The sequence below is a fragment of the Hafnia paralvei ATCC 29927 genome (assembly GCF_001655005.1).
Lineage (GTDB): Bacteria > Pseudomonadota > Gammaproteobacteria > Enterobacterales > Enterobacteriaceae > Hafnia > Hafnia paralvei.
On record NZ_LXET01000021.1, the window covers coordinates 20,312 to 35,466 of the forward strand.

The 15,155-nt window shown below is 49.4% G+C and carries 13 protein-coding genes; 12 read left to right on the forward strand and 1 reads right to left on the reverse strand.

From position 1 onward, the window contains the following. Window positions 1-184 precede the first annotated feature (184 nt). On the forward strand, window positions 185-775 hold the full coding sequence (locus M988_RS06685; protein ID WP_064573370.1) for a carboxymuconolactone decarboxylase family protein: 591 nt from the start codon (window positions 185-187) through the stop codon (window positions 773-775). Then, window positions 768-1,397: a CDP-alcohol phosphatidyltransferase family protein gene (locus M988_RS06690; protein ID WP_061059796.1), complete on the forward strand. Its 630-nt coding sequence runs from the start codon at window positions 768-770 to the stop codon at window positions 1,395-1,397. Before M988_RS06685 ends, M988_RS06690 begins: the two co-directional genes overlap by 8 nt. Window positions 1,398-1,733: 336 nt before the next feature. On the opposite strand, the gene M988_RS06695 is transcribed toward M988_RS06690, so the two are convergent. Beyond that, window positions 1,734-3,047, reverse strand: a complete 1,314-nt coding sequence (locus M988_RS06695; RefSeq protein WP_064573371.1) for a rhodanese-like domain-containing protein — start codon at window positions 3,045-3,047, stop codon at window positions 1,734-1,736. A gap of 159 nt (window positions 3,048-3,206) precedes the next feature. Between M988_RS06695 and M988_RS06700 the strand changes: the two genes are divergently transcribed. From M988_RS06700 to nuoI, 10 genes are all read left to right on the forward strand, one after another. Continuing rightward, complete coding sequence (locus tag M988_RS06700; RefSeq protein WP_008814018.1) at window positions 3,207-3,890, forward strand: TVP38/TMEM64 family protein; 684 nt, start codon at window positions 3,207-3,209, stop codon at window positions 3,888-3,890. A gap of 361 nt (window positions 3,891-4,251) precedes the next feature. After that, complete coding sequence (locus tag M988_RS06705) at window positions 4,252-5,211, forward strand: LysR family transcriptional regulator (RefSeq protein WP_008814017.1); 960 nt, start codon at window positions 4,252-4,254, stop codon at window positions 5,209-5,211. A 682-nt stretch (window positions 5,212-5,893) separates the two neighbouring features. Beyond that, a complete protein-coding gene (locus M988_RS06710) occupies window positions 5,894-6,334 on the forward strand; it encodes an NADH-quinone oxidoreductase subunit A (protein ID WP_008814016.1) in 441 nt (146 codons plus the stop codon). A 48-nt stretch (window positions 6,335-6,382) separates the two neighbouring features. Beyond that, complete coding sequence (locus M988_RS06715; RefSeq protein WP_004092613.1) at window positions 6,383-7,057, forward strand: NuoB/complex I 20 kDa subunit family protein; 675 nt, start codon at window positions 6,383-6,385, stop codon at window positions 7,055-7,057. Window positions 7,058-7,154: 97 nt separating this feature from the next. Then, window positions 7,155-8,978 (forward strand): NADH-quinone oxidoreductase subunit C/D, encoded by a 1,824-nt coding sequence (gene nuoC, locus M988_RS06720; RefSeq protein WP_371272857.1) that lies wholly within the window; start codon window positions 7,155-7,157, stop codon window positions 8,976-8,978. Between the two features lie 2 nt (window positions 8,979-8,980). Next, window positions 8,981-9,481 carry an NADH-quinone oxidoreductase subunit NuoE gene (gene nuoE / locus M988_RS06725; protein WP_004092610.1) on the forward strand — a complete coding sequence of 167 codons (501 nt, stop codon included), beginning with the start codon at window positions 8,981-8,983 and terminating at the stop codon, window positions 9,479-9,481. After that, complete coding sequence (gene nuoF, locus M988_RS06730) at window positions 9,478-10,839, forward strand: NADH-quinone oxidoreductase subunit NuoF (RefSeq protein ID WP_004092607.1); 1,362 nt, start codon at window positions 9,478-9,480, stop codon at window positions 10,837-10,839. Before nuoE ends, nuoF begins: the two co-directional genes overlap by 4 nt. Before the next feature lie 33 nt (window positions 10,840-10,872). Next, complete coding sequence (gene nuoG, locus M988_RS06735) at window positions 10,873-13,623, forward strand: NADH-quinone oxidoreductase subunit NuoG (protein ID WP_008814015.1); 2,751 nt, start codon at window positions 10,873-10,875, stop codon at window positions 13,621-13,623. Further along, window positions 13,620-14,597, forward strand: coding sequence for an NADH-quinone oxidoreductase subunit NuoH (nuoH, locus tag M988_RS06740; RefSeq protein ID WP_004092604.1), 978 nt, complete (start codon window positions 13,620-13,622; stop codon window positions 14,595-14,597). Before nuoG ends, nuoH begins: the two co-directional genes overlap by 4 nt. A gap of 14 nt (window positions 14,598-14,611) precedes the next feature. Then, entirely contained in the window at window positions 14,612-15,154 is a 543-nt protein-coding gene (gene nuoI / locus M988_RS06745) for an NADH-quinone oxidoreductase subunit NuoI (RefSeq protein ID WP_004092603.1), read from the forward strand. Window position 15,155 lies beyond the last annotated feature (1 nt).

A 15,155-nucleotide genomic window follows, 5' to 3' on the forward strand; every position in this document is an offset into this window, starting at 1 on the left:
GTTTTGAAGGGCACAGATAGTTTTTGGTGAAAAACGTTAGCTTATTCGCCGCCGATAACCGATCGCGCGTAATACTTAGTCATTTATTAGTGTATAAATCTTTGGTTTGTTTTTTATGAAGTTAAAAACTCCAAATAAAATCACTGGCGTCGTCAATTTAACGTCACAAAATAGGAGGTGATGGGTGAAAAATAGTGGGCAACAGCCTTGGGTCTCACCGCTGAAGAAAATTCCGTCAGTGTTGGTTCCGATCGTGAGAGCACAAGAGAAACATTACGGGCAGATTCTTAATCCTACGCGTTGGTGGGGGCGCTTCCCTTTTTTATTTTGGCTAATCGCTTTTTTTGTTGGTTTTCTGGAGAGAAAAAAATCGGCAATTTCACCCACGATGCGTGCGTTGGTGATGACCCGAGTGTCCCAGCAATGCGAATGTGATTTTTGTATCGATGCAAATAGTCTACGTCTTGCTCAGCGTAGTGGTTCGTTGGATAAAGTGATGTCAGTTTATCATTGGCAGGAGGCAGATTGCTTTGATGATCAGGAGCGAGCTGCGCTGGCTTATGCCGACGGGATGACTGCGACGCCACCGAGCATTGACGAGGCATTAAAATCTGAGCTTAAGCGCTATTTTAGCGAAAAGGCCATTACAGAACTTACCGCGCTGGTGGCATTTCAAAATTTGTCTGCGAGATTTAATTCTGCTTTAGATATCCCATCACAGGGTCTCTGTGTACCGGAACGTGATGTGCAGAGTCGAGGTAAACCGCGTGTTTGATCGCTATTTACATCCCAGAGTAAAACCACTGTTAAACCGAATAGCGGCTACGATTGATCGTCCAGAAGTCACTCCTGACCGTATTAGTCTTGTGGGGTTTCTTATCGGTGCATTGGCTTTGCCGTTTCTTGCCATGCAGTGGTACTTCGCAGCCTTGCTGATGATTGTTATCAACCGATTGTTTGACGGACTCGATGGTGCGTTAGCACGCAGGCGCGATCTTTCGGATGCGGGCGGATTTTTAGATATTGCTTTGGACTTCTTATTTTATGCGCTGGTGCCATTTGGTTTTGTCTTAGCCTCTCCTACATTGAATGCGGTGGCCGGAGCATGGTTGCTGTTTGCTTTTATCGGCACAGGGAGCAGTTTCTTAGCCTTTGCTGCGGTAGCTGATAAATACAAATTAGAGAATTTAGACTACCCACATAAGTCATTTTATTACCTTGGAGGATTAACCGAGGGGGCAGAAACGATATTGGTGTTCGTGCTCTTCTGCTTATTCCCCGCCTATTTCCCTCTACTTGCGTGGCTTTTTGGTGCTCTATGCTGGTTTACCACGCTGACGCGCGTCTGGGGGGGATATCACACGTTGAGAAGGGTGGCGCAGGATCGCGGGGAGTAAGGGGACTCCATTGTGTTGAAGGTTTTCGCCCGACAGGGATGTCATGCTGGCGTTTGGGGCGCCCGAGATGGGCGATACCAAACCGCAGCGAAGATGGCGTCTCGGATAAAAGCGCGCGAGTGCAGAGACCACGCGCTGGTGGTCTCTGCCCGTACGCCTTCATCAGTGTATCAATGAAGCTCGGTATGAACAGGCGGGCGGAATATTACACTGAACTTGCATCGCCAATATCAAACTGCAGCAGAAATGACATCCCAGATGACCGCTCTTGAGTGCAGAATCTGCCCGATGACTTTATCATCCCAACATCACGTGCTCAGAAAATAAGCGTGAGCATCACTCCCAGCTACTCTCTGGCCCGCGTTCTCCTGCAACAACTGGGTTCTTTGGATTAGCGCTCCATTCATACCAGCCACCATCGTATACGCTGACAGATGGCCAACCCATAGCGCGGGCATACATGAAGGTCTCAGAGGCTCGCCAACCAGTACCGCAATAGAAGGAAACCTGTTGATCAGGGGTGATATGCCACTCTTTCCACATGGCCGCGATATCATCAGCTGAGCGCATGGTTCCGTCTGGATTATGGAAATCTTCCATATGCGTGGAGTCACTGCCTGCATGGCCCCAGCGAGCGCCCGCGATCTCACCTTTTGGTTTTATATAGCTGTAACCGCTGGTTTCACCGATAAACTCTGGCCATGAACGGATACTCACCAGCGAGGCATCTTTACGATGTAATAACCCACGAGCCTGTTCTTCATTGAGCATCAGCTGCGGCTGTCCCGGAATTTCTGCTCCGAAATCAGGCGCGGGTTTCACATTTGACGGGAGTCCGCGCTCAACGGGGAGTCCCGCATCAGACCAAGTTTGCCAGCCCCCATCTAGCAGTCGAACATCTTTAACACCTGCGTATAACATGATCTGAGCAACGCGAGCGGCTGCATACACGTCGCGACCGTAGAGGATGACGGTGGTATCGTGTTTAATGCCTTGCTTAGCCAGCAATGCTTTCAGCTTGTCGTCGGAAACCTTGTTCCAAAGCGGCTCGCTTTCTATGTCATTAGTATCGATATAGCCTGCATCGGGAATATGGCTGAGCAAATATTTCTTAGGTGCTCCCCAAGCGGCTTCAATGACTTTCCATTCACCCGCGGGCTTCGCTACGACATTTTTTCCTTGCTGTAAATCGTGGATCCACTGTGGGTAAACGAGTTGCTCATAGTGAGCCATACGTTGTAAACGGTCGGGTTGGGACAACGCGTCACTGAGCGTGGCAATATTGATGTAGCCCAGCTTCATTAATCGTTTACTAACCTCTGAGGTCTGTTCAGTCGTACCATAAAGTGCAATTTTACGGTCTGGCGTGATCTGATGCTGGCTAGCCCACTGTTGTAGCTGCTCATCGCTCATGAGGCTTAACCAGTTTACAGAAAGATTGAACGCTTGAGGTTCATGACCTGATGGGCCGTTAAGCCCCTGGGGCCATCCGTTGTAAAATGCACTAGGGCGGGTATCGACAATTGCACCATTGCCAGACTGAAGATCATCAAGCTTAATGTGTTTTAGAGACGTGACGTCAGCGGCATGAGCCATTTGTAACCACCCAAGTAATAGCGCTGAGGTGACTATCTGAGAAGTGACTTTCATCAGGGATCCTAACAAGGAAAAACAGAAAGGGATGTATTTTGTCGCAACATTTTTCAGTGTTCTTTGTGCAAGCGCACAATGTTTTAAGTTAGCGCACACAAGTTGGTGATAAATCGTTATCCTATGTTAGGTAGTAATTACTGAGGAAACCAACGAGTTATGTTTAAGCATCGTCAGGCTTGTATTTTATTTCTTCTGTGCCTGATGGTCGCTGGCATGCTGTGGTTCGATTCCCCCCGTCAGCTGTTATGGCATTGGTGGGCGCTGTTCTCCTCGTTGGATGTTAGTGCGATGATGGAGTATTTACGCAGTTTTGGGCCTTGGGCAATGGTTGTCTCATTTTTGCTCATGATCTTTCAGGCTCTTGCTGCTCCCTTGCCCGCGTTTTTAATTACATTCGCCAACGCGGCGCTATTTGGCTGGTGGCAAGGGGCTCTCTTATCCTGGTTCAGTGCTATGGTAGCAGCTTGGATATGTTTCATTTTGGCTCGTTGGGTAGGTAGAGAAACGCTTGAAAAGTTTGTTTCCTCCGAAGCCTTAACGCGTAGCGATCTTTTTTTTGCTCGCTACGGAAAACATACCATCCTGATTTGCCGGCTATTACCCTTTGTATCATTTGACATTATTAGCTATGCAGCAGGATTAACCTCTATTAAAGTAAGGGGATTCCTAATTGCGACAGGAATAGGGCAACTGCCCGCAACGCTTGTTTACTCGTATGTGGGGGGAATGCTTACGGGGGGAGCGCAGTTGTTAGTAACAGGTTTATTAATTACGTTTTCAATAAGCGTGGTTTTTTTTGCGCTAAAAAAGAAAAAACTTTTCCAAGGAAACAACAGCTAAGCTTAATGAAACCGGTCTCGGTTATTAAGCTAACATAAGAATTATTAATTTATTTATTGTGTTGCTGCTATAAAAGTACGTATAAAAAGATAGAATTATTTAAAAAGTTATTATATTACAGTTAATTATAAGCGATGTGGTTAATTGCATATCTTAACTAATAAGCAGGATTCAATAGTGTAAATATTTTTGCGTGTTTTATGCTTAAAATTTGTTTTTAAGCCATAATTAAACATGTATATCAAATGGATTAAGTATTAAGTAGTGGATGTATCAGTGATAGGAGGAGTCTGATTATCTAAGTATCACAAGTCTTAAATACCAGGGTTTTATAATCGCAGTCTTATAATGAGAAATAGATATGATAAATACACATCGTCCTACCATTAACCTTGATTTAGATTTGCTACGAACGTTCGTAGCTGTCGCCGATGTGAAAACTTTTGCGGCAGCGGCTATTGTGGTGCAGAGAACACAATCGGCCGTCAGCCAGCAGATGCAACGTTTGGAACAGTTGGTTGGCAAGGAGTTATTTGCTCGCCATGGACGTAACAAACAACTCACGGAGCACGGCGTGCAGTTGTTGGGGTATGCACGTAAAATCTTGCGCTTTAACGATGAAGCCTGTAGTTCACTGATCTACAATCATCTTCATGGCTCACTCATTATTGGCGCTACTGACGATACCGCGGATACTATTTTGCCTTTTCTGCTGAGCCGATTTACCAGCCTTTATCCGAAGCTGGAAATCGATGTCAGAGTAAAGCGCAGTCCTGACATGAGACAGTTGCTGAAAGATCGAGAAATTGATCTCGCCATTACTACTATGGGCTTTGATGAGTTCTCTTATGAAACGCTAAGACGTTCTCCAACTGTGTGGTTTTGCGCAACCGATTACGATTACCAAGCCGGTGAGCCTGTGCCATTAGTGGTACTGGATGAGCCGAGTCCATTCCGCGCACTGGCGATCAAGCATCTGAATGAAGCCGGTATTCCATGGCGTATTGCGTATGTAGCATCTACGCTGTCAGCAGTACGAGCCGCGGTGAAAGCGGGGTTGGGGGTTACAGCTCGGCCAATTGAAATGATGAGCCCAGAGCTGCGCGTTCTTGGTGTTTCTGAGCGTCTACCTAAGCTACCTGAAACTGAATATTCTCTTTGCTTAGCCCCAAACTGCACTAATGAATTAGCGACGATATTGTTTAGTTCATTAAAAGCAGGTTCTGAACCTTATATTGAAAATGCTCCAAATATCGATCTGGCTGTTGAGCAGGGGAGTGCTTATTCTACTGGCCCAACCGATCCTGCTGACGTGGCTTGAGATCGTTCATTAATGCACATTTTCAACAGGAAAAATTGATTCCACATACCGGCATTGAGTGCATAAACATGCCGGTATGTGATTATTTTATAGTATGAAATAAATTTTTAACATTTCGTTGTTTGACTACCGTAAGCTTCCCACCTGAACCGATTCCGCTTTACCATCAAAAACTTAAATGAAAAGCATTCTCATGAATAATGTGACTGTATGAAATACATACAGCAAATGTTAAACAATCTCAAGATTCTGCTGTCTTGAATGAATATTCATTTGCGTGCTTATCATTGTAAGTGTGATCTCCATCATAAAAACACCCGAGATACCCACGATGGTGAACGGGTAATTCTTTAGAAAATGGTATAGTGCTTACCAAACATTCACTTTCGTTTACATAATCGACACGTTACTGATGCAACTCTAAAACGTCATTAAGGATGCTAATACGTCGTGCAGACGCATCAAATGTTAAGTAAAATGTAGTGTTGTAAATTAATGTGTTGTTACTTTTGTCAAAGTTGACAAAAGGTTATAGAAAGGAGTAAAAAGCCCACAGTAAAACTCTGTTTAATCATAGGAAACAGCAGTTTTCTTGTGGTCATTTTCCTTCCCTTAGTCGTTGTGGTGCTCCTGCATTTTTACGCAGTGAACCGCATCACGTTTGATGAGTAAGCATAAGAGTATGTCAACAACCACTGAAGTAATCGCTCATCACTGGGCATTCGCCGTATTTATCATCGTCGCACTCGGGCTATGTGGGGTTATGCTTCTTGGAGCATATGCACTCGGTGGGAGAGCACGCGCGCGCGCGAAAAATACGCCTTATGAATCCGGTATCGACTCAGTAGGCTCAGCGCGTCTGCGTCTGTCTGCTAAGTTTTATCTGGTCGCCATGTTCTTCGTCATCTTCGATGTGGAAGCCTTGTATCTATATGCTTGGTCTGTCTCCATCCGGGAGAGTGGATGGGTTGGCTTTATCGAAGCGGCAATTTTCATTTTGGTGCTGTTAGCAGGCTTGTTCTATCTCGTGCGTATCGGCGCGCTTGATTGGACTCCCGCACGTTCCAAGCGCCGTGTAGAGCACGAAAGTACCGTCACGAATACAGATAGCCGCCCGCAGTAAGTCTGGCCTATTAGTCACCATTTATAGAGAAAGAATTGAGGCATAAAGATGGATTATACGCTCACCCGCATCGATCCGGACGGTGAGAACGACCGTTACCCCCTTCAAAAACAGGAGATCGTGACCGATCCTCTGGAACAGCATGTTCACCGCAGTGTGTATATGGGCAAACTCGAAAACGCTCTGCACGATATGGTGAACTGGGGGCGTAAAAACTCTCTTTGGCCGTATAACTTCGGCCTTTCTTGTTGTTATGTGGAGATGGTGACGTCATTCACTGCGGTGCATGACGTTGCGCGTTTTGGGGCGGAAGTGCTTCGTGCCTCTCCACGTCAGGCTGACTTTATGGTGGTTGCGGGAACCTGTTTCACCAAAATGGCTCCGGTTATTCAGCGTCTATATGACCAGATGCTGGAACCAAAATGGGTGATTTCTATGGGGTCTTGTGCCAACTCTGGCGGCATGTATGACATTTATTCTGTCGTGCAAGGCGTAGACAAGTTTATTCCGGTTGATGTGTATATCCCGGGCTGTCCGCCGCGTCCAGAAGCCTATATGCAGGCGCTGATGCTGTTGCAGGAATCGATTGGTAAAGAACGCCGCCCATTATCTTGGGTTGTGGGCGATCAAGGTGTTTATCGAGCCAACATGCCATCAGAAAAAGAGCGCAAGCGAGCTGAGCGTATTGCAGTGACTAATCTGCGCTCACCAGACGAAATTTAACGCACGCATGATGCAGCCCATTAAGGGTTAGCATTGTCAGCGGCGAATGATTTAGCCCGTTAGTTTGCTGGTTTCCGGCAAGTAAAGTAAAAGCGTGGTGATAAAAATTATGACAGATTCGACGACGCAAGATCTGAATTTGCCTCTTTCCGAAGGTAAAGAGTGGCAAACCCGCGATCATCTGGATGATCCGGTTATCGGTGAATTGCGCAACCGTTTTGGGCCCGATGCCTTTACCGTTCAGCCCACACGCACTGGAATGCCTGTTGTTTGGGTGAAGCGTGAGCAATTACTGGAAGTGATGTCCTTCCTGAAAAAACTGCCAAAACCATACGTTATGCTGTTTGACCTGCATGGTATGGATGAGCGTCTGCGTACCCATCGTCAAGGGTTGCCGGAAGCCGATTTTTCAGTCTTCTATCACATCATCTCTATTGAACGAAATCGCGACATCATGCTCAAGGTTGCATTGTCTGAAAAAGACATGCATCTGCCGACCGTGACCAAGATTTTCCCTAACGCTAACTGGTATGAGCGTGAAACGTGGGAAATGTTCGGTATGACCTTCGATGGCCACCCACATCTGACGCGCATTATGATGCCTCAGTCATGGGAAGGGCACCCGCTGCGTAAAGATTATCCGGCGCGTGCGACTGAGTTCGATCCGTTTGAGCTGACCAAGCAAAAACAAGATCTGGAAATGGAATCACTGACCTTCAAACCTGAAGACTGGGGAATGAAGCGCAGTACTGAAAATGAAGATTTCATGTTCCTCAACCTCGGCCCTAACCACCCCTCTTCCCATGGTGCATTCCGCATCGTGTTGCAGTTGGACGGTGAAGAGATCGTCGACTGTGTGCCAGACGTGGGTTATCACCACCGTGGTGCAGAGAAGATGGGTGAGCGCCAATCATGGCACAGCTATATTCCGTATACCGACCGTATCGAGTACCTCGGCGGCTGCGTGAATGAAATGCCTTACGTACTGGCCGTTGAAAAACTGGCAGGTATTGAAGTGCCAGAGCGTGTGAAGGTTATTCGCGTCATGCTTTCTGAGCTGTTCCGCATTAATAGCCATCTGCTGTATATCTCTACGTTTATTCAGGACGTAGGTGCGATGACCCCCGTATTCTTCGCCTTTACCGATCGCCAGAAAGTTTATGACGTGGTTGAAGCGATTACCGGTTTCCGTATGCATCCAGCCTGGTTCCGTATCGGCGGCGTGGCACACGATTTGCCTCGCGGTTGGGAACGTTTGCTACGTGACTTCCTTGACTGGATGCCAAAGCGTTTGGACTCCTATGTTAAAGCCGCGCTGAAAAACACTATTCTGAAAGGCCGTTCGGTTGGCGTTGCTGCCTACAATGCAAAAGAAGCCTTGGACTGGGGCGTAACGGGGGCGGGTCTGCGTGCCACGGGTATCGAGTTTGACGTGCGTAAATGGCGTCCCTACTCCGGTTACGAAAACTTTGATTTCGAAGTTCCGGTGGGTCACAACGGTGACTGCTACGACCGTGTAATGCTGAAAGTCGAAGAGCTTCGTCAAAGCCTAAGAATTCTGGAGCAATGTTACAAAAATATGCCGGAAGGTCCGTTTAAAGCTGACCATCCACTGACCACGCCGCCGCCGAAAGAGCGCACGTTGCAGCACATCGAAACCCTAATCACGCACTTCCTGCAAGTGTCGTGGGGGCCGGTCATGCCTGCCAACGAATCGTTCCAAATGGTTGAAGCGACTAAAGGGATCAACAGTTATTACCTGACCAGTGACGGCAGCACGATGAGCTACCGTACGCGCATTCGCACGCCAAGCTATGCGCACCTGCAACAGATCCCAGCGGTAATTCGTGGCAGCCTGGTATCCGACCTGATCGTATACCTCGGCAGTATTGATTTTGTTATGTCAGATGTGGACCGCTAATCATGTCAGATCAATCTTTAGCTAAAGAAGAGGTTTTCGTGCTCAGCGATAGCGCCCGTGAGGCCATCGAGCATGAAAAACATCACTATGAAGATCCGCGCGCCGCGTCGATTGAAGCACTGAAAATTGTGCAAAAAGAGCACGGCTGGGTCCCTGATGGTGCCATTTATGCCATTGCCGAGGTGTTAGATATTCCTGCCGCAGACGTCGAAGGGGTGGCCACGTTTTATAGCCAGATCTTCCGTCAGCCGGTTGGCCGCCACATTATTCGCTATTGCGACAGTGTGGTTTGCCATATCAACGGCTACCAAGGCATTCAGGCTGCGCTGGAACGTAAACTGAATATCAAGCCGGGTCAAACCACGTTTGATGGTCGCTTTACGCTGCTGCCAACGTGCTGTCTGGGTAACTGCGACAAGGGGCCGAATATGATGATCGATGAAGATACTCATGCTCACCTGACGCCGGAAAACGTCGTCGAATTGTTGGAGCAGTATAAATGACGATTCCTTCAGCTTTATTCCCAACCCGTTCAGCGGAAAGCCATCCGCTAACGTGGCGTTTACGCGATGACAAACAGCCGGTTTGGCTGGATGAGTATCGCAGTAAAAGTGGCTATCAGGGCGCTGAAAAAGCGCTCAAAGGCATGGCTCAGGATGAAGTCGTCAATCTGGTTAAAGACGCTGGCCTGAAAGGGCGCGGTGGTGCAGGCTTCTCAACAGGCTTGAAGTGGAGTCTGATGCCGAAAGACGAATCCATGAACATTCGTTACCTGCTGTGTAACGCCGATGAAATGGAGCCGGGCACCTACAAAGACCGTTTGCTGATGGAGCAGATGCCACACCTATTGGTGGAAGGTATGCTGATTGCGGCGTTCGCGTTGAAATCCTACCGTGGCTATATTTTCCTGCGTGGCGAATACGTAGAAGCTGCGGTTAACCTGCGTAAAGCGATCGAAGAAGCTAAAGCGGCAGGCCTGCTGGGTAAAAACATTTTAGGCTCGGGCTTTGATTTTGAGCTGTTTGTGCATACCGGCGCAGGGCGTTATATCTGCGGTGAAGAAACTGCGCTGATTAACTCACTGGAAGGGCGTCGTGCCAATCCTCGCTCCAAGCCACCATTCCCAGCCAGTTCTGGCGTATGGGGCAAGCCTACCTGTGTTAACAACGTTGAAACTTTGTGCAACGTACCCGCGATTATTGAGCACGGCGTCGACTGGTATAAAGGTCTCTCTGCCGGTAAGAGTGAAGATGCGGGCACCAAGCTGATGGGCTTCTCGGGGCGGGTGAAAAATCCAGGTCTATGGGAACTGCCATTCGGCACCACGGCGCGTGAAATTCTTGAGGATTACGCCGGTGGTATGCGCGATGGTTTAACGCTCAAAGCGTGGCAGCCAGGTGGCGCAGGAACTGACTTCCTGACCGGCGATCATCTCGATCTGCCGATGGACTTCGCCAGCATTGGCAAAGCAGGTAGCCGTTTGGGTACCGCGCTGGCAATGGCCGTTGATAATGAGATCGGCATGGTGCCGCTTGTGCGCAACTTAGAAGAATTCTTCGCTCGCGAGTCCTGTGGCTGGTGTACACCATGCCGTGATGGTTTGCCGTGGAGTGTAAAAATCCTGCGTGCACTTGAGCGTGGCGAAGGCCAGCCGGGAGATATCGAAACGTTAGAACAGCTGTGCCGCCATTTAGGCCCAGGCAAAACGTTCTGCGCACATGCGCCGGGGGCTGTTGAACCATTACAGAGCGCGATTAAATATTTCCGTGAAGAGTTCGAAGCAGGCATTGCCGCCAAAGACTACGGCAACTTGAATGCCATTAAGGGTATTCAGCCGAACTTGCTGAAATCGCGCTGGTAATTTAAAGGTTTTTCTTATTTTGGAAGCATGCTAATGGCTACAATTCATGTAGACGGCAAAGAGTATGAAGTTAACGGAGCGGATAACCTGTTACAGGCATGTCTTTCTCTGGGACTTGATATTCCTTACTTTTGCTGGCACCCGGCGCTGGGAAGCGTCGGTGCTTGCCGCCAGTGCGCGGTTAAGCAATACCAGAACGCGGAAGACACTCGCGGTCGTCTGGTAATGTCATGTATGACACCAGCGCAGGATGGAACTTTTATTTCTATCGATGATGCTGAAGCAAAAACGTTCCGTGAGAGCGTCGTTGAGTGGTTGATGACCAATCATCCACACGATTGCCCGGTATGTGAAGAAGGCGGCAACTGCCACCTGCAAGATATGACGGTAATGACGGGCCACAGTTTCCGCCGTTACCGCTTCACGAAGCGTACCCACAATAATCAGGAGTTAGGGCCGTTTATTTCTCACGAAATGAACCGCTGTATCGCCTGTTACCGCTGCGTGCGTTACTACAAAGATTACGCTGACGGCACCGATTTCGGCGTTTATGGTGCGCACGACAACGTCTACTTTGGCCGCCCAGAAAGCGGAACGCTGGAAAGTGAGTTTTCCGGTAACTTGGTAGAAGTGTGTCCAACGGGCGTATTTACTGACAAAACACACTCCGAGCGTTACAACCGTAAATGGGACATGCAGTTTGCTCCTAGCGTCTGCCAGCAGTGCAGCGTGGGATGTAACACCAGCCCAGGTGAACGCTACGGTGAAATTCGCCGTATTGAAAACCGCTATAACGGTACTGTAAACCATTATTTCCTCTGCGACCGTGGGCGTTTCGGCTATGGCTACGTCAACCTGAAAGATCGTCCTCGCCAGCCGCAACAGCGCCGTGGCAATGACTGGATCCACCTGAATGCCGAACAGGCGATGCAGGGAGCTGCAGATTTGCTGCGTCAGGCGAAGAAAACCATCGGTATCGGCTCTCCACGCGCAAGTCTCGAAAGCAACTATGCGCTACGCGAACTCGTTGGTGCGGAAAACTTCTACAGCGGTATTGAGGCGGGTGAATTAAGCCGTTTGAATCTGATGCAGAAAATTCTGCGCGAAGGCGGCGTTTACACGCCAGCTCTGCGTGAAATGGAAAGCTATGATGCGGTACTAATTCTGGGGGAAGACGTAACCCAGACAGCGGCACGTATCGCGCTGGCACTACGTCAGGCGGTGAAAGGCAAAGCGCGCGCGATGGCTGCGGCCCAGCGCGTAGCAGATTGGCAGATTGCTGCGATTCAAAACATTGGTCAGCGCGCGAAGTATCCACTGTTCATGACCAGCATTGATGACACTCGGTTGGATGACGTTGCTGCTCTGAACTATCGCGCACCGGTTGCCGATCAGGCTCGTCTAGGATTTGCGGTTGCACATGCGTTGGATAACTCGGCTCCTGCGGTTGATGGACTATCGGACGACGTGCGCAAGCAGGTTGACGTGATTGTTCAGGCTCTGGCCGGAGCGAAGAAGCCACTGATCGTAACAGGCAGCAACGCCGGTTATACCCCGTTGATTGAAGCCGCTGCGAACATTGCCAAGGCATTGAAAACACGCGATCTGGACGTTGGTATTACCTTTATTGCCTCCGAAGCGAACAGCATGGGCTTGGCGATGATGAATGCACCATCTATCGATGATGCATTGGCTGAGCTGGAGCAGGGGAGTGCGGATGCCGTCGTGGTATTGGAGAACGATCTCTACCGCCATGCGCCAGCTGCACGTGTCGATGCTGCGTTGGCCAAAGCACAAAGCGTGATCGTCGTCGATCATCAGCGCACTGCCATTATGGACAAAGCCGATCTGGTGTTGTCTGCAGCAAGTTTTGCTGAGAGCGACGGTACGCTGGTCAATCAGGAAGGCCGCGCTCAGCGCTTCTTCCAAGTTTATGATCCTGCCTACTACGACGATCCGAAGAAAAACACGCCGTCCATTATGCTGGAAAGCTGGCGCTGGTTGCATTCGCTGCATACCACCGTTGAAAGCCGTCAGATCGACTGGACGTTGCTGGATCATGTGATCGCGTCGTGTGTGAAAGCTTACCCACAGCTGCAAGGTATTGTGGATGCGGCACCGGATGCAACATTCCGAATTAAAGGTCAGAAACTGGCGCGTGAACCGCATCGCTACAGCGGTCGTACCGCTATGCGTGCCAACATCAGCGTGCATGAACCTCGCCAGCCACAGGACAAAGACACCGCGTTTGCGTTCTCGATGGAAGGCTACAGTGGTCCGTTAGAAGATCGCCAGCAGATCCCATTCGCATGGGCTCCAGGCTGGAACTCCCCTCAGGCATGGAACAAATTCCAAGCCGAAGTGGGTGGTCATTTGCGCCACGGCGATCCGGGTGTGCGTCTGATTGCTGCTGGTGAGGGTTCACTGGCGTACTTCGACGCGGTACCTGCCGCCTATCACAATGCGGGTTGGGTTGTTGCGCCTTATTATCATCTGTTTGGTAGTGACGAAATGACTCAGCGTTCTCCGGTCATTCAGACTCGTATGCCAGAGGCTTACGTGATGGTGAATCCAGCGGATGCCGCGCAGCTGGGCGTTAACAACGGCACGCTTCTGGAACTGACTTTTGCAGACCAGAAACTGACGTTACCAGCACGCTTAAGCGAAAACCTACAATCGGGTCAAATCGGTCTGCCTCTTGGGTTACCAGGGATCTCTCCGGTACTGAACGGAACCAAAGTTGACGCTATTCAGGAAACGAAAGTGCGGGAGGCAGCATTATGAGTTGGCTAACGCCAGAGGTGATCGACATCCTTCTCACAGTGTTAAAAGCCATTGTGATTTTGCTGGTGGTGGTTACCTGCGGGGCATTCATGAGCTTCGGCGAACGTCGTCTGCTCGGCCTGTTCCAGAATCGTTATGGACCAAACCGTGTTGGCTGGGGCGGTTCGCTCCAACTGGTTGCGGATATGGTCAAAATGTTCTTCAAAGAAGACTGGGTTCCGCGCTTCTCTGACCGCTTAATCTTTACCTTGGCACCGATGATTGCGTTTTCATCTCTGTTGCTGGCATTTGCGATTGTGCCTGTCAGCCCAACGTGGATGGGAGCGGATCTGAATATCGGTATCCTGTTCTTCCTGATGATGGCGGGTCTTGCGGTTTATGCCGTGCTGTTCGCCGGTTGGTCAAGTAACAACAAATACTCTTTGCTTGGGGCGATGCGTGCATCGGCACAAACCCTGAGCTACGAAGTGTTCCTTGGTCTTTCGGTGATGGGCGTTGTTGCACAGGCTGACTCCTTCAACATGCAGACGATTGTTGAATCACAGTCTCATTTGTGGAATGTCATCCCGCAGTTCTTTGGGTTCCTGACCTTCATCATCGCGGGTGTTGCGGTGTGTCACCGTCATCCTTTTGACCAACCAGAAGCCGAGCAGGAACTGGCTGATGGTTACCACATTGAATACTCCGGTATGAAATTCGGTCTGTTCTTTGTGGGGGAATATATCGGGATCGTCACCGTGTCAGCGCTGATTGTTACGCTGTTCTTCGGTGGTTGGCAGGGGCCATTCCTGCCGCCGGTTATCTGGTTTGCTATCAAGACGGCCTTCTTCATGGTGATGTTTATTCTGGTGCGTGCGTCATTGCCGCGTCCTCGCTATGACCAGGTGATGTCATTTGGCTGGAAAATTTGCCTGCCGCTGACGTTGTTGAACCTGTTGGCGACCGCCGCCGTGATTTTGTATAACGCTCAATAAGGGGTGAATGAACCATGACATTGAAAGAGTTAGTGGTTGGTTTCGGCACCCAAGTGCGCAGCCTGTGGATGATTGGCTTGCATGCGTTTGCTAAGCGCGAAACCCAAATGTATCCGGAAGAACCGGTTTATCTGCCACCTCGTTACCGTGGTCGTATCGTGTTAACGCGCGATCCAGACGGTGAAGAGCGTTGCGTTGCCTGTAACCTGTGTGCGGTAGCCTGTCCGGTTGGCTGTATTTCTTTGCAGAAAGCAGAAACTAAAGACGGTCGCTGGTATCCAGAGTTCTTCCGCATCAACTTCTCTCGTTGCATCTTCTGCGGTTTATGTGAAGAGGCCTGCCCAACGACGGCGATTCAGCTAACGCCGGATTTCGAACTGGGTGAGTTTAAGCGTCAGGATTTGGTGTATGAAAAAGAAGATCTGTTGATCTCGGGGCCGGGCAAATACCCAGAATATAACTTCTATCGTATGGCCGGTATGGCTATCGACGGCAAAGCCAAAGGCGAAGCCGAAAACGAAGCGAAGCCGATCGACGTCAAAGGTCTGCTACCTTAAG

Coding starts and splice junctions, on each gene's coding strand:
- M988_RS06695 (WP_064573371.1), bottom strand. CDS start 3,047: ATGAAAGTCACTTCTCAGATAGTCACCTCAGCGCTATTACTTGGGTGG.
- M988_RS06700 (WP_008814018.1), top strand. CDS start 3,207: ATGTTTAAGCATCGTCAGGCTTGTATTTTATTTCTTCTGTGCCTGATG.
- M988_RS06705 (WP_008814017.1), top strand. CDS start 4,252: ATGATAAATACACATCGTCCTACCATTAACCTTGATTTAGATTTGCTA.
- M988_RS06710 (WP_008814016.1), top strand. CDS start 5,894: ATGTCAACAACCACTGAAGTAATCGCTCATCACTGGGCATTCGCCGTA.
- M988_RS06715 (WP_004092613.1), top strand. CDS start 6,383: ATGGATTATACGCTCACCCGCATCGATCCGGACGGTGAGAACGACCGT.
- nuoE (WP_004092610.1), top strand. CDS start 8,981: ATGTCAGATCAATCTTTAGCTAAAGAAGAGGTTTTCGTGCTCAGCGAT.
- nuoF (WP_004092607.1), top strand. CDS start 9,478: ATGACGATTCCTTCAGCTTTATTCCCAACCCGTTCAGCGGAAAGCCAT.
- nuoG (WP_008814015.1), top strand. CDS start 10,873: ATGGCTACAATTCATGTAGACGGCAAAGAGTATGAAGTTAACGGAGCG.
- nuoH (WP_004092604.1), top strand. CDS start 13,620: ATGAGTTGGCTAACGCCAGAGGTGATCGACATCCTTCTCACAGTGTTA.
- nuoI (WP_004092603.1), top strand. CDS start 14,612: ATGACATTGAAAGAGTTAGTGGTTGGTTTCGGCACCCAAGTGCGCAGC.